We start from the raw sequence: 22,837 nt of genomic DNA on the forward strand, positions 1-22,837 counted from the left end.
GATCATCCTCGACTTGTTCGCCGGGCCCGGCGGCTGGAGCCACGCGCTCACCGTCCTCGGCGCGCGAGATGTGGGCCTGGAGTGGGATGAGTGGGCCTGCAAAACCCGTGCCCAGGCAGGGCAGTTGACGATCCGGACCGACGTCGCCGTCTATCCGGCTTGGATCTTCTCTGGCCGGACCCTCGGGCTGATCGCCTCCCCTCCCTGTCAGGCATGGTCGATGGCGGGCAAGCGCCTCGGCCTCGTTGACCAGCCCCTCGTTCACCAGGCCGTCGCCAACCTTGCCGCCGGACGCGACACCCGCGAGCAACTGCTCGGCGCGTGCGCGGACCAGCGCTCCCTTCTGGCCGCCGAGCCCATGCGCTACCTGCACGCCCTCAACACGGTGGGCGAGCCCGAGTGGGTGCTCATGGAAGAAGTCCCCGATGTCCTGCCCCTGTGGCGGCAGTACGCGGCGATCCTGCGGGCCTGGGGATTCTCGGTATGGACCGGCATCCTCAACGCCGCCGACTACGGCGTCCCCCAGACGAGAAAGCGGGCGATCCTGCTCGCCTCCCGCACCCGCACCGCCGAACCTCCGCCGCCCACCCACGCACAGTCCGCCGAACCGGAGTCGCTGTTCGGGCCCGGCCGCGCCCGCTGGGTACCCATGGCCGAAGCCCTGGGCTGGGGCGCCACAGACCGTCCTGTGCCCACCGTGTGCGCTGGCGGCGGCCCGGGAGGCGGCCCCGAACCCTTCCCCTCCGGCTCACGCAAGACCCTGACCGACGCCCGCGACCGCGGCACCTGGACACCACACCCCGACGCCGAACTCGTCCTGGCCTCCCGGCCCGGTGAGAACCACACCGAAGATGCTCCGGCATCCACGTTCACCGCCGAGGCGCACCGCTGGTCGTGGTCACTGCGCAGCAACAACCAGACCAACGCCACCGTGCGCCGGGCCGACGAGCCCGCCGGCACCCTGTTCTTCGGCCACCGGGCCAACGAGTGCACCTGGGTCGCCGACACCGCCTCCGGCCTTCCGGACGACGAGCAGCGAGCGGCGCCGACCAAAATCAAGATCACCGCCCGGGAAGCAGGCGTGCTGCAGAGCTTCCCCGCCAACTACCCGTGGCAGGGCAACAAGGGCCAGACCTTCTCGCAGATCGGCAACGCCGTCCCCCCGCGCCTGGCAGCCCACCTGCTCGCCCCGCACCTCAACAAGCCCTTCAACCCCGACGACTTCAAGCTCGCCGCCTGATGCCCCACACCCCCGAACCCGACGACGACCTCGACCGCGTGCCGACGCTGGTCCACTACGCCGAGCAGGCCCTGCTTGGCGCCCTCCTCCTGGAACCTGCGCGACTGGCCGACACCGAGCCGCTGATCGCTCACCTCTTCGACAGCCACACCCACGCCGCGCTGTTCACCGCGATCCGCACGCTCCCGCCGCCCGACCCGGCCGACCATGCCAAGGACACCGCCTGGCTCAACGCTGTGCTGGACCAGGCGCGTCCGCACGCTCCCGGCCTGAACGCCTCCTACCTTCACGTCCTCATCCAGTTCTGCCCGCTGCCGAAGCACGCGGCGGCGTACGCCAGGATGATCCGCGCCGACAGTGCCCGCAGGGTTCTGCGCGCCCACGCCGAGCGTCTCGCGTCCACCGCAACGGACCCGGGCCTGCCCAACCCGGTCGCCTCGACGCTCGGCATAGCCGACGACATCGGCGTCGCCCTGGACGCCCTCGCCGCACAGTTCGCCTCGCACCCCGGCTCCTTCCCCCGCACCCCACTCCCTGCGGATGTCCCACGGCCAGCCAGCGAGGAGGACCTCGACGAAGAACGCCTCCTCCTTGCGACCACCACCGCCTACCCGGCGGAGGTCCAGCACATGAGGTGGCTGACCGAGGCGGACTTCCTGCTGCCGCTACACGCCGCGCTCTGGCAGTCCATCACCTCGCTGGTCCACCGCGGCGACATGGTCGACCCCGTCACCGTCCTCGGCGAGGCCCAGCACCACGGCGTGCTCACCGGCACCCTGACACCCGAGGACCTGATGGCCCTGGTCTCCACGCCCGCCGGCTCACCCGAGTACTGGGGCGAGAAGATCCTCCAACGCGCTCTCCTCGCCCGCGCCCAGACGGTCGCCGCACGGATCACCGCCTACACCGACGACCTGGCCAACACCCCCCACCAGTTCGTCACCGGCAGCCGCCGCGCCCTGGCCGACCTCAACTCCCTGCGTACCCGCTGGATGCGCGCCACAACACCCTCGCCCGCTCCCACCAAAAGCCAGCCGGCACGCCGCGGGCAACTGCCCCACGCGACCGGTCCTCCGCCCCAGCCCGCACTACTCAGCCCGCGCGCCCACCGATGACCCACTATCGGGCCCGGCCGTCCGCCGACCGGGCCGGGACCGAAACGAGTACGCCTTCCATGCCCGGCATTCCTCCCGACGCCCCATCCGCCTCGACGCCCAGGTCTTCCTCGCGTCCATCCCGCCCACCCCACCGCCGTCGTCGCACGCCCCGGCAGGCGCAGACGCACCGCACAGGCCCTCCTGGCCGCCCACGGCTTCGACTCTCTCGACGAGCGCACCATGGTCCTGGCCCGGATCGACCGTGAGGAGCCGTACTGGGCTGGCACGGATGGTCCTGCAGTCCACCCATGCCCGCGAGCAGGGCCCGGGGCCGCACAACACCGTGGCGGCCTTGGTGGACCCCGTGTGCGGTCTACCGCTCCTCCTCAAGAGGTTCCGCAGAGACACCGACGAGAACTACGGCAGCGATCAACAGTTCGTTCTCCCAGACACCGACAAGACGGCCGTACTCGACCTCCGGGCCACGGTGGAGCGACCTCCCTCCAGCCTTGCGCCCGGCGGCCGAACCGATCCCGCGGCAGCCGCCGCGGAGGCGCGCTCCGCCGGGTTCGAGCCGTTGGAGCCCTCTCCCGGGAAAGCCACCGACCGGTGGCGCTGCCGCTGCATGTGCAACACGGACATCACACTCACTCTGACCAGCATCAGAGGAGGCCGCACCGCGTGCGGCACGTGCTCCCAAGGCCCGACTCGGTAACCATCGGTCACAACGTGCCAAAGGCAAACGCCACACCCAGACCGTCATGGCGCTCGCCCGCCGCCAGGGTCAACGTTCTCTGCGCTCTCCTGCGCGACAGACGATGCTACGAGCTCACACCGCCAATGGCCCGAGCGGCTTGACAAACGGCACTAGGAATCGACGTTGATGCCGTAGTCCGCGGCCAAGCCCGCCAGCCCAGTGTCGTAGCCCTGGCCGACAGCACGCACCTTCCAGCCCGAACCATGTCGATAGACCTCCACAGCGATGGCGACGGTCTCGCGCGAAACGAAGGGAGCTGCCTCGAAGGACAATCTTTCACCGGAGGGTTGGGTGATGTCCGCGCGCCAAGTGGAGTGCTGGTCGAAGACAGCCATGGGCTGGGATTCGAGGTCGATGCTGGCGATGACTGCCACGGTGTGGATGTCGTCGGGAATCTCGGGCAGCTCCGCGGTGATGGTGTCACCGTCGGTGCGGACTCCTTCGTGGTGGGGATGGTTATAGAAGACGAGGTCCTGGTCGCTGCGGACCTTGCCGTGGCGGGTAAGTAGGACGGCGGAGACATCAACGGGCGTACCGGTGGCGGTGACGCGCACCATTACCCGCTCGGATGCGAGATGGGCATTAGCGCCCTTGCCTAGCGCGTTCCCGGCCTCGTGCTGTGCCTCTGGGGCAGCCTTGCCCGCATCCGCGTCGGATGCCTCTGCGGGTCGGCTGGTACCGGTTAGCGCGGCGAGGGCGTCCTGGAAGAGGGGCCAGCCTTCGGCTTCTTCACCAGGCCAGGGCCAGGCCAGGCGGTGGGCGCCGAACTGTTTAGGTGTAGGCGGATGTCCGAGGGCCTCGTAGAGCTGCACATAGCGCAGGCTTTCCTCGGCCAGGCGGCTGAGCTGCCACTGCCGTTGGGCTTCTTCAGGCTGGTTCATGCGGAGGTCGTTGTCGACGGCAATGCCGCCGAGCGCCGTGTAAACGCGCTGGGCGAAGACGTGGCCGTCATTCGGCAGTAGACGAGCCGGACGCTGTTGCTGGGCTGCAGCAGGCTCGCCGATCGCGGTGTACAGGGCGCCGAGGTCACCACCGGTCCATTGATTGGCAGCGTTGGTGGCGAACTGGGCGAACTGAATCAAGGTAGGCGGCTTGCCCTTCGCGGCCACGAACCGGTGATGGGCACGGGCAACGTCTTCCAACGCGGCGCGCCACCGCCCCTCCAGGTAGGCGTCGAGATACTGCTCTGCCCAGGCACGGCGATGGCGGGTGACGATGTCACGCACCCGCTCAAAGCCTTCGCGGCGGCTGCCGCTGCTGTGACTCATCGTCAGGGTGAAGGAACCGATCGCCGTGTCCACCGGTAGCTCCCTGCGCTCCCGGACGATCTCCTCCTCCGGCCCCAAATGCCGCTCAGCAATGCGCAGTTCCTCGAACAGATCCGGCGAGACAGGACAGCCGACGGCATGCAGCGCGGTGAGGGGACGGTTGTAATAGTCAGCCACACCAGACAGAGGGGCGCGGGAGTAAGGGCCTTCGCACACGAACCAGGCGGTCAGCGCGACACCGTGCCAGAACTCCAGGGCGGGGCCAATCGTTTGGGCCATCAGCTGGTGGGGCCGGGGATTGCTGACGATGGCGCCAGGGTGGCGCTGCAGCGTCACCGACTGCCAGAGGCGGTCCACCTGCTCGTTGACGGAGGCGGGCAGCACCTGCCGGTACAGCTGCTGGGTGATTCCATGGTCGTCCTGCCAGGCGAAGGACATGATCTCGTTGTCGACGAGTCCCCATAGCGGCCGCATGCCAGGGCTTTGGACAGCATGCGTGTGGTCGAAGCCTGTCCACCAGCCACGCAGGGCTGCAACACGTTCTTCGACGGGGGAAAGGGAGGTCGGGCCACCGAGGAAGGCCGCGAGCATGGCATGGATTTCGTCCTCCGGGATGCCCGCCTCAGCGGCCATGCCAGCTGCCTGGGCGGACATCCCCACGTACAGGCGCGGCTCGGGCAGCGCGGTGATGACTTCCTCGTCCGGGTGCGGTGGCGCCTGCAGGTAGTCCAGTACGGTCAGCCAGTTGCCAGCGAAGTAGCCGGAGACCACCGGCTGCAGCGCCCGGGTCAGGACTCGTCTGGCCAGAGCGGTACCGGCCTTGGCCTTCTTGACGAAGCTGGCAATGAGTGCCTGCGTCTGCTGGATGCGGTGGCGGGTGACGAGTTGCAGAGGATCAGTGGCGGTGAGGGTGTCCAGGAGCCGGAGGCGGGCGCGTTGCTGCCCGCGCCGGTCCAGCCGGTGCCAGCCGCCGCCGAAGCGGAACTCCTCGAGCGCATCCTGGCCCAGGCCCAGCAGACGGTAGCGTTCTTCGATACCGGCCCACTGTTCCTGTTGGTCTTCGACGGTCCCGGCCGGTCCGGCTGCCCGCACCCGGACCGGCTCCAGCAACGCCTCGAACAACGGCACCAGTAGCGCCCACAGCAGTACCGCGTCCGCGCCCTCCACAACGCTGACCCGAGCGGTGTCATCGGTGGCCAACGTCACCGCGTGGGCGGCGCGTTCGCGCAACAGATGCGGCAGGTTGACTGCTCCTGCCTTCACGGAGAGCTTTTGCGGCAGGTACCACGCACCGCGTTGCTGTTGCTCCCGCACACCGAACTTCTCAACGCACCAAGCCTCCTCCGACCCGCTGAGCCCAAGCACTTCAACGCTGTCCGCAGCCTGTGGTCCTTTGCCTCTGATCACCGAAGCCACGCGCTGGCCTCTCAGTGCAGCGGCCAGCAGCCGGGCCGCGAGCGCGTCGAGCTCGGCGAAGCGCTGGTGCTGCCCGGCAGCCGCCTCCAAGGCAAGCCCGTCTTCGGGGGATGCGCCGATGACAGGCTGCCACCAGCGCGGCTCGTCAATGGCCACCGGTCAGCCTCCGCATGTACTCGACGAACTGTTCAAACGGCATCGGCGTCGCGGTGTTTTGTGCGTAGACGGCGTAGCGCTGGGCCATCAGCTGCATCTCCCGCTCCGCCCGCCGAGCTTCCACCCGGCCCAGATCGTGCACCACCCGCTGTTCGACACGCCCCTGCTCGTACAGCACGAACGCATCAACCCCGCCTGGGACTGCGCCATCAGAGGCCGCCTCTCCAGTGCCGTCACCGTCCTGTACCTGTTCCAGGGTGGTGGGGTCGATCAGCGGGACGTCGAGCAGCACTGCTGGATCCATGTCGTTGTCCGCGCACATGGTCTCCAGATGGTCCTCCAGGCCGAGTTCGGCATGGCAGACCACGTCCAGGTACTGCTGGTCGACAGCCAGGCCAGGATGCCTCAGTACGCGCACACCACGCCCGATGAACTGGTAGAACTCGCCGAAGCTGCCATAGGGGCGCACCGGCACCACCACGGTGATGGGCGGGAAGTCGTAGCCCTGGCCGAGCATCCGCAGCTGCACAATGCCTTGCAGGTCTCCCGCGTCGGACTCGAAACGCCGCCGGGTGGCTTTGATCGTCGACGCCGACATGGTGTGGTGCAGCGTGCCGCAGGGGATGCCGTGCTCTTCGGCGATCCGGGCGATCTGCTGCGCATGGGCCTCACCCATCGCCGCAAACAGCGCCCTGGGTTTGACCGGGGCCAGCAGCTTGGCCTGGGCATCCAGACAGGCCCGCGTCACGGTCATCACGTGCCGGATCGATGCCTCGGACTGCGCCGTGATGCGAGCCATCTTCCGCTCGCCTCCCAGGGCGGCCAGCAGAGCATCACGGCCCACGATCTGTTCGCGGCGTCCGTCGGGCCACACCGCCTCGTACACCGTCGTCGCCGCCTCCGGGGCGAACCGGTGCACACGCAGGTTCTTCGCCGAGCCGTCCGCGACGGAGTCCACCAGCCGGTAGCGGTAGACGACATCGGCGTCGATCGGCTTGCCGTCCAGGCGCTGGAAGCACGCCGACATCAACAGGGTGCGTGCTCCCTCGAAGTGGGCGAACAGCCGCTGGTAGGAGGCACTGGCCGCGATGTGTGCCTCGTCCACGACGATGAAGTCGACATCCTCCGGCTCCAGCTTGGCCAGCAGGTCCCCGTCCTTGTCGCCGGTGCCCAGCGCGTGGAAGTTCGTGACCAACACATCCGCGGCCAGCAGCCGCTGCCGGCTCACCCGGCTGATCTGCCCGTCGTCCCTGTCCAGGACCAGCGTGGCCGGCGGGCGGGCGCCCGGCAGCAGCGGGCCGCCCGTCAGCCCGTACAGAACGTTGCCCGGCATACCCGGATCGAGTGCCTTGGCGAACGTGCCACGGATGACCGAGCCCGGAGTCACTACCAGCGCCCGCCGCCTGCTGAAGGACAACGCGGCCGCCACTCCCAGCGCGGTCTTGCCGGCCCCGACCGCCATCACCGTGGCCGCATGCCGTCCTCCGGACGCGTAGTAGTTGGCCAGCGCGGCCAGAGCCTCGTCCTGGCACGCCCGCAAGGGCTCCCGGGCCACCGAAGCGCGCACACCAGCGAAGTAGGACCCACCGGCCGACGGCTGAGCGCCCAGAGGCGGATCGGCCGCCCGCAAGGCATCCCCCGCCATCTCCGGGACCACGATGCGCGGTACGGCGACCACCAGCGGTGCGAGCGCCGCATCCTGGCGCAGCATCGTCTGCAGCTGGGCAACGCAGCGCGCGGTGTCCAGGCGCACCGCATCATAGGAAAACCGCAGCACCGTCAGTCCAGTGGCGGCCAGGTCGTTCTGCCGTAGCCGGTCGTAGGTGAAGGCGCCCCGGTCACTGTGGAAGGTGAACCCGTCCAATTCGACGGCCAGTTGCAGCGACTCGCCTGAGATCAGGTAGTCCAGCCGGTAGGTGCGTTCGTTGACCGTCACCGGATGCTGGCTGCGCACGTACGCCACGATGCCCCGCTCGGCAGCCGGAGTGAGCACCCAGCGCAGGAACGCCTCTTCCAGATACGAGGCCGAAGGAATCAGCTGGTCCAGTCCCGTGCTCATGCAGCCCCGCCAACCGCATCTTCCTGCAGCAACGCACCGGCCTTCTCCGACAGCCGGGCCACCGCGTCCTCTCCTTGTCCGAAACGGGCCAACCGCTGTGCCACGCCGAGAGCTTCTTCGAGAGCGCCTTCGCGTTCCAGCAGCACAATGAGCCGGGCCACGGACGTCACATGCACGAACGACTCCGGGACGGGACCGGTGTCGAAGGACACCGCCTGAGGGGCTGCCTCCATCAACTCCAGGTCCAGCAGCGCAAACACCTCAAGCAGCTCAAGCCCTTCAGGGTATGAGCGCCGACCGCTCCACAAACGGTCAACCGCGCCCTGCAGGACGAAGTGGTAGTCCATCGCCCCACCGGGAAGCTCCAGCGCCTCCCAGACCCGGGCAACCAGGTCCGCTCCGTCCGCCTCTATGGGCACATGCCGACTGGCCGGCGTTGCCGACGTACTTCCCTCAGCGGTCGGCCACATCGGTGATCCGTACGACACCTCGGGGCGGACTCGTGCCTCTGGCAGCGCCTCGCGAACAACACCAGGACTACCCGTGAAATGCATGCCGGGAAGGGCCGCCATTCGCTCAAACCACGTCGCCACGTTCCCCGCTCTTCCCGCTTCCGCTGCCTCAGCCGCCAGGTAACTGCCATACCCCTGCTGACCATCTCCCGGGTAGCACGTCTCCCGCGCCCCGCCAAAGTAGTGCCACCTCGCGAACCATATGCCCGCCAGCTGAAGCAAGTGGCGATATCAACGAAGATGCCCTGTTCACGGCCTCGCGCAACGCGCTTCAGGAAGCATGCGGGAAGCATCAGCTACCCAACACGGAATGACCCTGAAAGGCAGCGAAAGACGCATAGCGGCAGGTCAGATGCAGCGAACGGAGCATCGCCACAGGTCAGCGCCCCTGGCAGACGGTCGTCCGCCGGTTGAGACGTATGCGGGGGCAAAGTAGCTTTCGCGTCAACTACCGGCAGATTCCGGAAAGTTCACACCTCCTTAGCTAGCCCGTCAGGTACGTTCCCAAGGCATCTGAGGCGACAGCTGACAGCGCAGGGGGACGCGTGAGCAACGACGGCAAAGGCCAGCCGCGCCTGTTGATCTCCGTGGTCGACGACGATCCACTGCGGGCTCGCAGCGACGCCCGCGAACTGCTGGCCGAGGTGTCGGAGACGGATCCGGCGGCCTCCCTGCGCTTGCCCTCGGCCGGTCCCTCGGTGAGCACCGACAAGGGCGGCGACGTCTTTGAGGCCGTCGGCCTGATCCTGAGCTCCGGTTCGTTCGCGGCGGCCTGCGTCCAGGTATGGCTGGCCAAGGTCCCTCAGCGCACAATCGTCGCGACCCGCCCGGACGGAGCCACTCTGCGCATCACAGGCCGCGAGGCGCGTGAGGACGACGCACGCCTCGAACGGTTCCTGGCCGAGGGATCCCTGCCGCCGGACGGGAGCACGGCTAACGGCGCGCCGGGCCGGGACGACACCTCCACGGCGGACTGACCGAGAGTGCGAAACAACGATCGATACGCCCTTTTGATCGGCGTCTCCGCGTACGACAGCGAGCACTATCACGACCTTCCGGCGGTCCGTGCCGATCTGCACTACATGCCGGCTGTTCTGCAGAGCACGGAGATCGGCCAGTACAACGACTGCGAGATGGTGCCGGACCCGACGCGTGCGGAAATGCTGCACGCCATCGAGTCGTTCCTCGAAGAGCGCCAGCAGAGTGAGAGTGCCATGCTGTATTTCAGCGGGCACGGGGCGTTCTGCGAGGCCGACAACCAGCTGTACTTCCTCACTCGCGACAGCGACCCTGCTGATCTGCCCCGTACGGCGGTGTCGGCGGAGTTCCTGGAACGGACTCTGCAATCCTGCCGCGCCGCGTCCAAAATCGTGCTGCTCGACTGCTGCGCAAGCGGTTCCGTCGTCCAGGGCTGGCATGCCAAGGGCCGGGAGAGTTCGGAATCGGACGAGGCTGAGCGCAGCACCCTGTTGCGCCCCACCGGCGTCTACTTCATCACCGCCTCGGACGCGCTGCAGGCCGCCTCCGCCATGGCTCCCGAAGGATCGACGCTCGGCACTTCGCGGTTCACCGGTGAAATCGTCGAAGGACTGCGGAACGGGCGGATCAAGGACAGCGGCTGGATATCGCCGGAGGATCTCTTCGAATATCTGACCGCGCAGATGGTGCGCAAGGGGGTGCCGGAGGAGCAACGCCCGACGAAGTCCACCATCCGCGCCACCCACACGCTGCACTTCGCCCGGTCCGTGGCCCGCCCGGTCCATCTCCCCGCCCCGCCCCATGAACCGCCCCCGCCGTCGGCCGCTCACCTCAAAGCCCGCGAGCGGGTCGCGGCTGACCGTGAGAACGCCAACGACTGGCAGCGCCTGCTGCGGTATTACGCACAGTGCCTGAGCGCCCAGGCCGCGGCGAGCATGCTGCCCGACCGGCGGGCGGGACGGAACTCGCAGTACTTCCTGGTGGATGAGGGACCCGAGACCGTTCAATCCGGTCTGAGCCCCGTACTGCCGGCTCCCAGGAATCTGCCCGGTGCGCACGGCTCAGGCGGCACCACGGCGAAGAATGGCGCAGGGCGCGCCGCCGATCAGCACGAGTACTGGTACGGGTATCCCGCCGTCACGCTCCCTTCCCGCGGCGAGGGCATTCGGCGCACGGACGTGGGCATCGCCCCGCTGCTGATTCAGCAAATGGGGTTGGCTCCGGACGAGAGTGGCCGCGCGGTGCTCCGCCCCAGCGGGGTTCCGTCGCTGCACACCAAGCTGGTGACCGAGCTCCTCTCGGATGACGAGGCTGCCCAGTTGCTGGCCCGTTGGCAGCCGACGTGGCAGCACGGCAATGACGCGCAGATGATCAAAGCCGTACGGGAGTTGCTCGACGTCCTGGGACTTCCGGAGCTTGAACCGCTCGACGCCTCCGCTCTGAGCGGGGACTCGGTCCACGAGGCCCTGCGTCCCGGCGCGCACAACGCCGCAGTGATCCTGGCCCCGTCGAGCGTGGAGCGCTTCGCCACCGACGGCGTTGTGGAGAATCTCCTGGCCATCTCCACCCGCACGGACGAGATCCCGGGTACGGCACTGGACGCGCTCCTGAACGGCGGCACCCCCGCGCCAATAGGGGCTCCCGTGCTCGTGGTTGCGGCCGGGCCTTCCAACGAGAGTCAGGAGCAGGTGGTCGTCTCCGCGATGACGCAGCCGCTGACCGTGGCCACCGGCCCGCCCGGGACGGGAAAAAGTCAGGTCGTCACCTCGGTGGTGGCCACCTGCGTCGCAGCCGGTGACTCTGTTCTGGTGGCGTCGACCAACAACGAAGCGGTGAACGTCGTCGCCCAGCGCTGCGACGACATCGCTCCCGGCCTGCTGATGCGTACCGGCAACGTCGACGCCTTGGTCAAGGAAGCCGAAAAGCTCGAACAACTGCTGTCCACACCGCCTGCCCAGCCCGGCCGCAGCTCCGCCACCGTGGCAGGTGAACTGCGCAACCTCCGCTCGCGCGCCGCCGCGCTGCGCGACCAGGCCGCACGGCAGGTCGAGGGTGAGGTGCGGCTGGCCCAGGTGCTGTCGCAGCGCGCCGAGTTGGCCGGAAAGGTCGAGCTTCCGGTGCCGCTCCTGTCACGGTTGTGGCAATCCGGCGACCTCTCGGCGCTGGCCCGCTGGGAAATGAGGGCACGCCGAACAGCAGCGGCGAGCGGCTGGTGGGGGCGCTGGCGCCGGACGCGCGCCATGAAGGCGCTCGTCGCGGCTGCCGGTACCGATGCAGCGCTGCAACTGCCCCCATGGGTGGGGGAACGGCCCGTTGGCTCAGACCTTCTGGACGACCTGGCGGATCTGACCGGCCTGGATCGCCAGGTGCGTGAACTCACGCCGGCACAGCTCGCCTACGACGAGGAGACCGTGCGCCAGGCGCGTTCAGGCTGCGCCACGACACGGGCCCAGCTGTCCGCAGAGCTGTGCGAGGCCGTGTCGGCGGAGGCACTCGACCGCGGGCGATCGCTGTTGGACCAGCGGCTTCAGACGTTGCGCCAGCGCAAAGGGACCCAGCGAAGCCAGCTGAACCTGCTGCGCCATTTGAAAGGGTGGGCGATCACCACCCATGCGGTGCGCCAGTTGAGGCCTGATCCGAAACTCTTCGACCTGGTCGTCATCGACGAGGCCAGCCAGTGCTCCATCGCGGCGGTGCTGCCCCTGCTGTTCCGCGCCCGCAGGGCCCTGATCATCGGGGATCCGATGCAACTGACGCACATCCCCGGCATCTCGCCGGAACAGGAACGTCAGGCCCGCGTCAGGGCGGGGCTGAGCGCGGCCTGGCTGGAGGACCGGCGGCTCGCCTACCACGTCCACTCCTCGTACCACGCCGCCGCACAGAACGGCGAGACCGCGCTGCTGCTCGACGAGCACTACCGCTGCCACCCGGAAATCGCCGACATCGTCAATGGCCATTGCTACTCCGGTGCGCTGGAGATCATGACCGACGTTCGCCAGCAGGTACCCGCGGTCGATCTCATGGACACCGGAGAAGTGGCCCCTGTACTGGCCTGGGCGAATGTGCCCTCCGGCGAGTCGGCACGCGGCCCGGGAGGAAAGTCCTGGCGCAACCCTTCCGAGGCGACTGTGGTGGCCGACATCGTGCGGGCACTGCTTCACCGTCTGCCCGAGAGCGCAACCGTAGGCGTGGTGACACCGTTCCGTGCCCAGAAGGACGCCCTGGAGAGCATGATCGGCAGCGACCGGGTCCGGGTGGGAACGGTGCACACCTTCCAGGGTGGTCAGCGCGATGTGATGATCCTCAGCCCGGTGGCCACCGCCAACACCCCGCCACGAACAGCCCACTGGGTGGAAAGCCAGGTCAACCTCTGGAACGTCGCGATCACCCGCGCCAAATCCCAGTTGATCACCGTAGGCAACCACCCTTACTGGCAACAGCAGACAGGGCTCCCTCACCTGCTGTCCTCACGCTCGTTCCTGTGGGACCGAACACAGCGCACCGGTGTGCAGCCAACCCCCACGCCAGAGCCTCGCCTCCGGCAGGACCGTCGCCGTAGAGATCTCACCGACACCGTGCAGCAGGTCCTCGCCTCGCGCGGTGTTGTCGAGCTGGAACGCGATGCACTGGTCGGTGGACAGCACGTCGACCTGCTGGTCACCGCGTCCGAAGGCAACACCGCGGTAGTCGTCGACACCGGCCCCGGGCCGGACCGTGATCCGGCACGACACCTTCGGCTGGTACACGAACGAGCCGGCCTGCTCGTCGGGCTTCCCTCTGGCGGTAGGGGTGCGAAGGCCGGTCCTGTCGCGCGCGTGGTCCGTATTCCCGCCTGGCGCATCCTTGCCGGCCCGAACGCACTGGCGCCGCTGTTCGACTGAGTGACCGGTCGGCCGCCGGTGGTCGCCCGGGACATCCGACGTGGGGAGGGCAGTCGTGGCAAGCACTCCGCAGACTGAAGAGGTCCTGAACAGTCTCAGGCAGCAGGTATCCGTGTCGGTTCACTCGACGCGGGAGCTCGTAGGCAAGGTTGACGAGGCTGCCGCCGACAAGGAACGGGAGCGTCGCGAGACGTTCGAAAAGCGGCAGGAGGAGGGCAAGACCAAGACGGGAGAGACCTACGAGCCCCTGCGACGCAAACCAGGCCTGCGCCCGCTCCCCGGCACGGAGGTCGGCCTGTCCGTTACATTGACGTTCTGGGACATCCTGCACCACCTGGGCCGCGGGCTGGCACTGTCCCAGCGCGGTGCATCACGCGGACTGGCCGAGCACTGGGGCAGTCTGAAGTACTGCCAGGCGCTCAGCGCCCATACCGAAACCCAGCTCGGCCTGTCACAGGAGGGCAACCTGCTCGGCCTGTCCGACGAGGGCAAACGGATCGCCATGTACTACAAGGCGTTGCAGTCAGAGGAGTTGGGACACGCCTTCGCACTGGCCGTCAGCGAACAGATCCTCACCCGCCGCTATCCGAACCACAGCATCTCGTTCGTCCGTGCCGACACCGCGCTACGGGCCGGCTGGACGCTGACCAGTCGCGATAAGGCGAAAACAAAGACCGTCGGCTACCCCTACCGTCCGCAATTCTTCGCCGAGGTCTGGAAGCCGGGCGAGTCTTCGCGCGTCATCCCCATCGCCTGCAAAGGCAACCACAGCGACCGGCAGAAGGCATACGAACAGCTCGCCTCCGCAGCCGTCCACGCCGACGGAGTACACATCGGAGCATGGAACGAAACCCCGGCCTTACTGTTCAGCACGGAGATCGCCCTGACCGACCCGCTCACTGTCCACGCCCTGCACGCCGACGGCCCGGGCGGCTGGCTGCGCATCCCCGACGGCACCCCCACCGCCAATATCGGCTTGGACCTAGGCGGCAAGAACCCGGACATCGGCATACTCAAACCAGGACAAGGCAAGGACCCCGACTCCTCCGAGCCCGGATGCCAAGTCGGCCCCAAAGACCCCAAGGACTACGAGTGGTTCCAGCGTGTCCTGGCCCGCGTCGGAGCCGCCGGCCTGACGGCCTTCGCCGGGGACGGCGAATCCACCGCCGCGCTCCTCACCACCCGCCAAGGCAGTGACTTCTTCCAGGGCTTCGCCCACGCCGCCTCTGGCAGCGTCCAGGACCAGGACTACACCCTGCTGGGCGAGAAGTTCGAGGGCACGGATCACGTCTTTCGGCTCAACGGCAACCGGGTGCAGGCATTCTCCGGCGTCGCAGCCGACATACTCAATTCCCTCGTCACCAGGGACAAGCCCAAACAGCACGCCGACATTGCCGCCTACCGACAGCAGGTCCACTCGTGGAGGACCAAACAGCACGGCACGTTCTGGGACCACACCTGGGGCGGCGTTGTCTCAATCAGCCGGGACGGAACGGTGCTGGCCATGCGCCAGATCCCCCCTTTCCGAGACGAATAGTATCTACCGGCCCGTCCGGGGCCAGCGGTGATGGTGCCCCTAGTCGTGGAGCCGATCACCGTCTGGCGCCTCCGCTTCGCAGTTGTTCGGCACTTGCCGCTGTGGGCCGCTTCGTGATCACGGCTGGTCCCAGCTGGGTGAACTGGTCCCGCCGGGAGTAGCTTCTCCCGGCCGCTGGCTGGTGGCGCCGTCCAGAGCAGCCGCCAAATCCCTCAAGGTGTGGAATTGGAAGGGGCCACCGACGAATCCCGCTGGCACCGGCGCACGGGTGACAAAGATCGCCTTGACCACACGCGCCTCAGCTGACGGCGACAAGCCGAGCGCTGACGCCACCTCGTTACCGTAGGGTGCGAGGTCGTCGAGTTTCCGCTGGAGCTGTGTCGCGTAACACGGTTTTCGGTGGTCGACGTAGAAGCCGTCCAGGTGGCGTCGAATCTCCGGTGTCACGTGCACGTCGGCTGGGTCCTTCACCTCGATCAGCCAGATGACCGAGTCGGCCGCGCGCCCAGCGACTACATCGATCTCGGTCTGGAGCAACGGGACTCCAAGACGCTGCGGATCCTGCTCCCGGATGCGCTCCTGGACCACGTAGCCGGCTGCCCGGAGCGTTTGTGCCACCTCGGCCTCAAGGGCTCTGTTCTTGCGGTCGCGAACCGCTTCCAAAGCGTCTGCCACCAGACGCGGAGGCGGAGGCTGTGTCCAGGGCAGGATTCCCTGGGCCACGAAGTTGCCGTATATACCTGCACTCGCATAGCAGAGCTGCGGGCCCACGACGAGCCGGCCATCAGTGAGTTCGGCCAGGGGCTGGACGACCAGCCGTTTCTGCCTGCTGCGCGCATGCCACGGCTTCCAGTCGACAGCCCGCAGCGCGGAGGATGTACTGGTGAGCAGTCCCTGAGCAGCGGCGATACGGGCAGGTCCGTTAGACTCATCCGCGAGACGCAACGTGTCGAGCAGATGCTGCCGTACGACATCTGCAGATGCGGCCACAGCATCCGGATCGTCAGGTGCCAGCGGCCAGTGGGCCAACGAGAACAAGACCTGCAGGATATCGCTCACCGATGCTCCGTACGTGGCAAGCATGGCAGCGTCAACAGTTGGATCGACGAGTTCGGTGATCTGTTCCTGGTCAACGACTTCTGCGGGTGAATCAACCTCGTCACCCTGGTCGTGACCGCCGGGCGTCGCCGGAGCCGCGAGCATGTGAGCCGCTCGTGCCCGTCTGAACGCGCCAAGGTCCAGATCGAACACCCGGGAGCCCGCGCTGCCCGACTCGACGTCGGCATCGGTATCGACCAGGTCGGTCACCACGGTGATCTCGTATGCGCCGCTGATTCTCAGTCCGGTGGGGCGAACCTGATGATGGATCGCTTCGCTCCGCATCGTCGCGGCCAGATAGGCGGAGGCCGCGGCGGTGATCTCCATCCATGCGTACTGATCCACGCGGCGGTTTCCATTGGGTTGAGCACGCAGGGCTGCTTCGATCGCGATTTCGTTGCTCCGCCTCAGCCACAGATGTTCTTGCTCGAGTTCTGCCTGGCGCTCCAGCGGGTCCCAGGCCACCGAGAGAAGGCGGGAGGCCTGTTCGAGATCGCGGAATTGCTGATTCTTCGTCGCCAAGGCGCGTTCGATCTGTCGCATCCCGACGGTGACAAGGTCGTGGGAGGAGTGTTGAGCAAGACGACGGTTCAGAGCGTCCAACGCGGCTGGTGCCAGCACGTCACGGTCAAGCGCTTTGGCCTGTGCGCCCACGTACGTTTCGGGTGCGACGCCCGCTGCCTGCACAGCACGGGCCACCTCCTGGTCCACCGTCGCCACCAGATGGGCGTCTACCTGCCACGGGCGGGCAAGGTGTGGACGGCTTACCGGCGCTGTCATGATGCGGATTGCAAGTGTGGGCGGAGCGACGTGCCAAGCCGTTGCAACCGTGTCGACCCTCCTCGGCGGCAGATCACTTTGTTCCAGTAGCGACTTGATCGTCTGCGCCATGACATCCCGCGTAGTTGCGGCGTCATGGTCAGTCTGCTCCGCGAGCAACTCACAGTCGACAAGGAACTCGGCATGGATCACCTGGCCGTACGCACTGGACTGTGCTGCGACAGATCCGACCCGGATCGATTCGGCGCGATCACGTTCGGCCAGCGTAACGGGCCGCATCTCGAGGATGTAGCCGACCGGCGAGGCTTCGTCATGCGCCGCTTCCCACGCATCATTTACCTGCGCGAAGCCGAAGGCGTACGAGCCTGCGAGGTCGTGGAGAAGTTGGTGATGGTCGTCGCCCCAAGCCGGGTGCGCGGAACGCACGGCCACAGCAGGGGTGCCGGCCCGGATCCGCCAGCCGTACAGGTCAGGTCGGTCGTGGTCCGGCGATCGAGTTACCTCATCGGACCGCTCATGCGCATGCTCTCGGCGCCACTCGTAGATCCCGTATGGACCCTGTCCGATAGGGTCCAGGGCATCCCAGGAGTCGATTCCCGGCAGGGCGAGCAGGGCAAGCGCCTCCTCCAGCTCCTGCAGGCGCTGGCCGCGTTCCCACTCGGCGGCACTGTGGTGAGGGCTGACCATCATCAAGTCCGGAGCCCTGCCACCACTGAAGAACGTCTTGCTGTTGCCGCGCCACCACTCCCATAGGTCAAACGCCTCCCAGACCATCATGTGGGGTCTGTCCGGCGCGGCAAGCTCACGGCAAAAGGTATAGAGATCCGTGTCGCTGTCCGCGGTAGTTGAAGCCCAGAGCAGATCCTCAAGAGACATGGCGGCAAGGCCCGGTCGCTGGGGCGCAACCAGATGTCCGGCAGATGCGACGAGGAGCAGCGGAACGACCTCCGTCCCTGCGGGAAGGGTCAGGGACCCACCAGGCAGCGGCACAACAACGTCTTCGTCCGGATGAGCACGGGCACGCTCGCTGATCCGCAGCACTGCTGGTTCCTCCCGGAAGGGAGCGTCCTGTAGATGAGGGCGCGCGAAGAGCTGTACCAGCAACGCCCTGGCAGGGCCGAACATCACCACCCACTGCACAACGTCGCGAGGGGAGACAGCCGGGCCGCTGCTTGTGTCAGGGGGGCCGACAATCGTATCCGAGAACCGCCACAGAGCTCGGCGTGCGCGTTCGGCTGTGAGCTGGGCAAAGTGCAGGCTAACGTTCGCTTCTGCCGTGGCGGCGTGCCGAGCGAGATCCATGACGCCCTGCCCCAGGCTTTCGGGCAGGAAGCCCAGTGGGAGCCAGAATCTCGCTGTGCCGTCGTCGGGCTGCTGACGGGAAACGGCCAGGTACCTACCGAACGTGCTCTGCGGGGAACCGGGGTCGTAAATCGACTCCCCCTGTGCGGTAGCCCAGTCGAGCGCGCTCCGCAGTGTCTCGGAGGGGGCGACCGTCGCGTCCACTGGCATGCTCAGAAGCACCTGTGCTGCCGCGAGTTCCTCGTCGGTCAACGTTGCAGGGCCCTCTGTCGGCACGTCCCCATCGGGCCACGATGAAGCCAGTGCCCGAATGGCCAGATCGGCGTACCGCAATCCCACCTCGACGTATTCGGAGATCCCGAATCCCAGCTCGGGCACAAGAACCGAATCCGTCGCGTGAGCCACCGTCTTCCACCGCGTGACGTCGGCCAGTGGCCTCTCCACCTGGCCAGGAGCCAGCCGCAGCACCTCGTCACCGAGCCGCGCGAGCACAACCTGGCGGGGATCAGCCGGAACGAAATCCTCAAGTCCAGCCAGCCAGGGCGCTTCCCGGCGACATGCGTCCAATAGCCCGCCCATGGTCACCGCCTTGGCGGAAGTCCGCCCGGTTGGCGGCGCAGCCAGCAGCTGCTGAAGGAGGTACCCGACCGACGACCATCTGTGCCGGGTTCCGGGACTGGCGCCCGCCGCAGTGAGCAGAGCCTGCATACTCGCCATGTCCATACCTGCGAGTCTTCGGCCCAACCCTTGAGGAGGTGTCCGTCCGGTCTTCTTCCGCCCCTTGCCCACCTTGCCCCCGTTCTCCCGAGTACGCCAGCATAGAAAGCCGCCGTCCAAAAACCCACTTCAATTGCTAGTCCACTGGACACGTCGGCCCGCGAAGCTCTGGACTGCACTGACGAGGGCGCGCCTTGGTATCAAGCGGGCTGCCCGTCCAGCCTGGACCACGCCGAGGATCCGGACCGAGACGCGCGAGTCAGCAACCCAATACCGCCCCTGACCAGCCAATTGGGGCTTGTGGGCGGACAACAGGAATACCCATGTCGGTTGCGATTGGCTCCATAGGCACCACCGCAACACGGCTCACGGGGCGCACGACCCCGAGGGCGACTACGAGGACATGGTGCTCTACCAAGATCCGGACCATACACGGACCAGCGCCCCGCAGCCCGCCTCCCCCATGGATATTTTGGCCGGTCAGAGACGTGTGAAGCGTGTACCACCAGCAGACGAAGAACCTGCTGGTGTCGTACTCGGCGAAGAAACTGGGCTTCTTCTAGACGCCAAAAAAGGGCGCCTGACCAGGCACTTCACCTGTCAGGCGCCCTTCCGGCGCGGCGCGCACACTCTGCCGGGTCGACACCGAGGCAAGCCAGAATGAGATTCCTGCGTGGCGCAGGTCGTAGGGGCGTTTCGCAAGCTCAAGGGCGTGTTCATCGAGAGTCAGTGCGACCTCACGCGCACGTCCCCATGTGATGCCGTACGCGGAAGGATCGACGTAGTTTCCGGCTGCATTGCGGAACAGACGTCCATCGGGCGCAACACCGAAACTCTCTATGTGCTCGCGCAGCATGCGCACCAGCACAGGCGGGATGGGCACGGGCCCCGTCGCCTTGGCCGCCCGTCGCTTCAGTGAGTGGACCTCGTGAACTGCACCGTCATTCGTCCACTCCTTCCCCGCCGTGACCACCCCGCCCTTCAGGTTGAGGAGCCCCCATCCACTCGCTGGCAAGCCGTCCACACCCTCGTCAGCTCCCTGCCTGCAGGTGCGGGGAGCACTGCCGCCGTGTCGGCCCTGGCGTGCAAAGCCCGCCGGGCCGGGCCGTTGACGAGGCATGGAAGCTGTGGCCGGTGATGCGCCGGACCGCGGCTCGGGGGCGCCGGGCGGTGCGCCAGGTCTTGAGGATGGCGTTGGCCTGGGCCGCGTACTCCTCCAACAGCCCCGGTGTGGCCGGAATCGGACGACGCGCAGTCATGATCGCCCCCAGGCTCGGCGAACCGCCGTCGTACGGCGAGCCAGACCGCCCGTCAAGCCCAGTTCAACGAACTACCGGTATCCCAGGGTCGGTCACCAGGAGCGCCAGCTTCGCCGCCGTCCGCTGCTCCATCAGGTCGCGGGGGGAAATGTCGAGCCCGTGACCACGAACCCTGGAAACCACCCTGATCGACATGATGCTCTCTCCTCCGAGGGCGAAGAAGTCGTCGTTGACACCCACCAACGGCTGGTCGAGAACCTCCGCGAACACCGTGCAGAGGATCTGCTCCACGGGAGTACGCGGGGCGCGGTAGGCGCTGTCGAGCGATCCGGGATCGGGGAGGGCCGATCGGTCGAGTTTCCCGTTCGGGGTCGTCGGCAATCGATCGAGCTTCACGTACAGCGGCGGCACCATGAACTCCGGAAGGTGCCGGCCCAGGAACTGCCGCAGCTCGCCGCCCCACGCATCGTGCCGTGCGCCCCCGGTCGCCGTCTCGTCCGCATGCGGCTCGCCCACGGGGTCGGAACCGACCACATACGCAACCAACTGCCTGCTACCCGCCGACCCGGCGACATCGCGCACCACGACCACGGCGTGAGCTACCGCGGGATGCCGCATGAGAGCCGATTCGATCTCGCCCAACTCGATCCGATACCCGCGGACTTTCTCCTGCGTGTCCACTCGACCGACGAATTCGAGATCTCCTCCGGCATTCCAACGGACCAGGTCTCCCGTGCGATACATCCGCTCGCCAGGCGCCCCGAACGGACAGGCGACGAAACGGCTCGCCGTCATGGCGGGACGCCCCAGGTAGCCCCGGGCCAGACCTGCTCCCGCCACGTACAACTCGCCGACGACGCCGACGGGAACCGGCTGGATTCGCTCGTCCAGGACGTACACGCGACTGTTCTGAATCGGAAGACCGATAGACGGCGGGCGGCCGTCGGCCAGATGCGCGCACATGGTCGGCATGACCGTGGTCTCCGTCGGACCGTACGCGTTGGCCATCTGCCGATGCGGAGACCAAGCGGTGACCAGCTCCGGCGAGATCGGTTCGCCCGCGACGATGAGACAGGAGACGCTCGGCAGCGAGCCGAGCGGCAGCGCCGCGAGCACGGAAGGCGTCAGCAGGACGTGGGTGACCGCGGCCGCACTGATCGTGTCGACCAACGGCTGTCCGGGTTCGAGCCGTTCATGCGTGTCGACGACGAAGGTGGCCCCGGAGAACAGCGCCATGCACAGTTCCCATATCGAGGAGTCGAAACTCGGCGAGTTGAACTGCAGCACTCTGGACTCCGGCGTGACGCTCAGCCGCTCGATCTGCGCCGCCAGCAGACTGGCCAGCCCCCGATGAGTGACCGCCACTCCCTTGGGCGTGCCGGTGGATCCCGACGTGTAGATGAGGTAGGCCGTGTGTGCCATCGTCAGTGGCGCCAGCCGATCGGTGTCCGTCACAGCGGTCGTCTCACAGTGCGTGAGAGCGGTGATCAGCGCGGGGTCGTCCAGCCGCAGGACGGGCGTCGACCGACCAGCCCCGTGTGCGGCCGTCGCGGATTCGGCGATGATGACGTGCGCACCCGAATCCTCCAGCATGAACTCGACGCGCTCCGCCGGATACGCGGGGTCCACGGGCATGTAGACGCCGCCCGCCTTGGCGACCGCCAGCGCCGCCGTCCAGAGGTCGGGAGAGCGCGTCAACATCACGGCGACGACCACTTCGGTGCGTACACCATGCTCGATCAGGAGACGGGCCAGCCGGTTGGACCGGGCGTCGAGATCGCGATAGCTGATCGTCTCATCACGGAACGCGATGGCGGGGGCATCCGGACTCGTCATGACCCGTCGTCCGAAGAGTTCGGGAATCGTGCCGGGGTTCACCTGCGCGTGCGTCTGATTCACAAGATCGAGCACCTGATGGCGCTCGGCCGGGTCGATGACGTCGACGGAGTTCACGGCCACGGTCGGATCGCCGGCTGCGATCGTGGCCGCGCGCACGAGACACCGCACCAGCCGGCGCGCGGTGTCCGCGTCGAACACGTCCGTGGCGTAGACGATGTCCACGCGAAGGCTCGCCCCGTCACGGGGCGAGACGACGATCCGCGCGTCGAACGGCGCGGTTCCCAGCCGCTGTGGAGCGGGTTCCGCCGAACGGCCGTCGCGACCGTCGGCCCCGTCGTGCCAATCGAACCCCACCTGCGTCAGCGGAAGATGGGCCGTCGGCGGGTCGACGACCAGAACCGAGACCACGTCGTCCAGCGCCATACCCCGGTGCTGTCGGGCCGCCTGGACCCGGTCGTGCACCGCGTGGAGCAACTCCCCGAACGAGATGTCGCCGGGCATGTCAGCCCGCAGTATCCAGCGGTCATCGCTCGATCCGCCCTCCACGCCCGAAAACCCCTCGGCGCCGAGCACGTTCCGTGCGCCGATCGTCACCGTCGTCTGCCCGCTGAGGCGCCGAAGCGTCATCGCCCATGCGGACAGCAGGACGACGGCCGGGGAGACCCCCTGCGCAGCGGCCAGCGCCTCGACCCGGCCCAGAACGTCGGCGGTGAGTTCCACGCCGACGACCCCGACGTCGGGGCTCCGATGTGACGGGCGCGGTCGATCCATCGGCAAGGGCAGGGGCTGAGGCACGTCGGCCACCTCCTTCGCCCAATAGGCGGCGTGCCCGGCGGAGGACCCCTGCTTCGGCGGCACGGGCCCTCGTGCCTCACTGGCGCTCACGACAGAATCCACCCTTCATGACGCGGCCACTCCTCGGGCGCGGCCGACTGAGAGGC

General features: G+C 67.5%; 11 protein-coding genes. 5 read left to right on the forward strand and 6 right to left on the reverse strand.

Translation table 11 applies throughout. From position 1 onward, the window contains the following. Window position 1: 1 nt before the first annotated feature. Together AC07AZ_RS08805 and AC07AZ_RS08810 are read left to right on the forward strand one after the other, a co-directional pair. Window positions 2–1,240, forward strand: coding sequence for a DNA cytosine methyltransferase (locus AC07AZ_RS08805; RefSeq protein WP_478845365.1), 1,239 nt, complete (start codon window positions 2–4; stop codon window positions 1,238–1,240). Continuing rightward, on the forward strand, window positions 1,240–2,355 hold the full coding sequence (locus AC07AZ_RS08810; RefSeq protein WP_478845276.1) for a DnaB-like helicase N-terminal domain-containing protein: 1,116 nt from the start codon (window positions 1,240–1,242) through the stop codon (window positions 2,353–2,355). The genes AC07AZ_RS08805 and AC07AZ_RS08810 overlap by 1 nt, the downstream gene beginning before the upstream one ends. Window positions 2,356–3,204: 849 nt before the next feature. Here the strand turns inward: AC07AZ_RS08810 and AC07AZ_RS08815 are convergent. From AC07AZ_RS08815 to AC07AZ_RS08825, 3 genes are read right to left on the reverse strand one after another with little or no spacing between them, the layout of a single operon-like run. After that, complete coding sequence (locus AC07AZ_RS08815; RefSeq protein ID WP_478845278.1) at window positions 3,205–5,934, reverse strand: TerD family protein; 2,730 nt, start codon at window positions 5,932–5,934, stop codon at window positions 3,205–3,207. Continuing rightward, entirely contained in the window at window positions 5,924–7,993 is a 2,070-nt protein-coding gene (locus AC07AZ_RS08820; protein ID WP_478845280.1) for a DEAD/DEAH box helicase family protein, read from the reverse strand. Before AC07AZ_RS08820 ends, AC07AZ_RS08815 begins: the two co-directional genes overlap by 11 nt. Continuing rightward, window positions 7,990–8,412: a hypothetical protein gene (locus AC07AZ_RS08825; protein WP_478845282.1), complete on the reverse strand. Its 423-nt coding sequence runs from the start codon at window positions 8,410–8,412 to the stop codon at window positions 7,990–7,992. Before AC07AZ_RS08825 ends, AC07AZ_RS08820 begins: the two co-directional genes overlap by 4 nt. Before the next feature lie 638 nt (window positions 8,413–9,050). On the opposite strand from AC07AZ_RS08825, the gene AC07AZ_RS08830 reads away from it, so the two are divergent. The 3 genes from AC07AZ_RS08830 to AC07AZ_RS08840 are packed head-to-tail and all read left to right on the forward strand — an operon-like array spanning window position 9,051 to window position 14,901. Continuing rightward, a complete protein-coding gene (locus AC07AZ_RS08830; RefSeq protein WP_478845284.1) occupies window positions 9,051–9,482 on the forward strand; it encodes an effector-associated constant component EACC1 in 432 nt (143 codons plus the stop codon). 6 nt (window positions 9,483–9,488) lie between these two features. Further along, window positions 9,489–13,364 (forward strand): caspase, EACC1-associated type, encoded by a 3,876-nt coding sequence (locus AC07AZ_RS08835; protein WP_478845286.1) that lies wholly within the window; start codon window positions 9,489–9,491, stop codon window positions 13,362–13,364. Window positions 13,365–13,419: 55 nt separating this feature from the next. Further along, entirely contained in the window at window positions 13,420–14,901 is a 1,482-nt protein-coding gene (locus AC07AZ_RS08840; RefSeq protein ID WP_478845288.1) for a hypothetical protein, read from the forward strand. 117 nt (window positions 14,902–15,018) lie between these two features. On the opposite strand, the gene AC07AZ_RS08845 is transcribed toward AC07AZ_RS08840, so the two are convergent. From AC07AZ_RS08845 to AC07AZ_RS08855, 3 genes are all read right to left on the reverse strand, one after another. Continuing rightward, window positions 15,019–18,804, reverse strand: a complete 3,786-nt coding sequence (locus AC07AZ_RS08845; protein WP_478845290.1) for a hypothetical protein — start codon at window positions 18,802–18,804, stop codon at window positions 15,019–15,021. A 553-nt stretch (window positions 18,805–19,357) separates the two neighbouring features. Further along, entirely contained in the window at window positions 19,358–19,654 is a 297-nt protein-coding gene (locus AC07AZ_RS08850) for a hypothetical protein (protein ID WP_478845292.1), read from the reverse strand. 466 nt (window positions 19,655–20,120) lie between these two features. After that, window positions 20,121–22,793 carry a non-ribosomal peptide synthetase gene (locus AC07AZ_RS08855; protein WP_478845294.1) on the reverse strand — a complete coding sequence of 891 codons (2,673 nt, stop codon included), beginning with the start codon at window positions 22,791–22,793 and terminating at the stop codon, window positions 20,121–20,123. Window positions 22,794–22,837: the final 44 nt, after the last annotated feature.

It is taken from the genome of Streptomyces sp. NPDC043878, assembly GCF_056435735.1.

What these genes read in the sequence shown, in the direction of transcription:
- AC07AZ_RS08845 (WP_478845290.1), bottom strand. Translation starts at nt 18,804, where the DNA reads ATGGACATGGCGAGTATGCAGGCTCTGCTCACTGCGGCGGGCGCCAGT.
- AC07AZ_RS08850 (WP_478845292.1), bottom strand. Translation starts at nt 19,654, where the DNA reads ATGCTGCGCGAGCACATAGAGAGTTTCGGTGTTGCGCCCGATGGACGT.
- AC07AZ_RS08810 (WP_478845276.1), top strand. Translation starts at nt 1,240, where the DNA reads ATGCCCCACACCCCCGAACCCGACGACGACCTCGACCGCGTGCCGACG.
- AC07AZ_RS08820 (WP_478845280.1), bottom strand. Translation starts at nt 7,993, where the DNA reads ATGAGCACGGGACTGGACCAGCTGATTCCTTCGGCCTCGTATCTGGAA.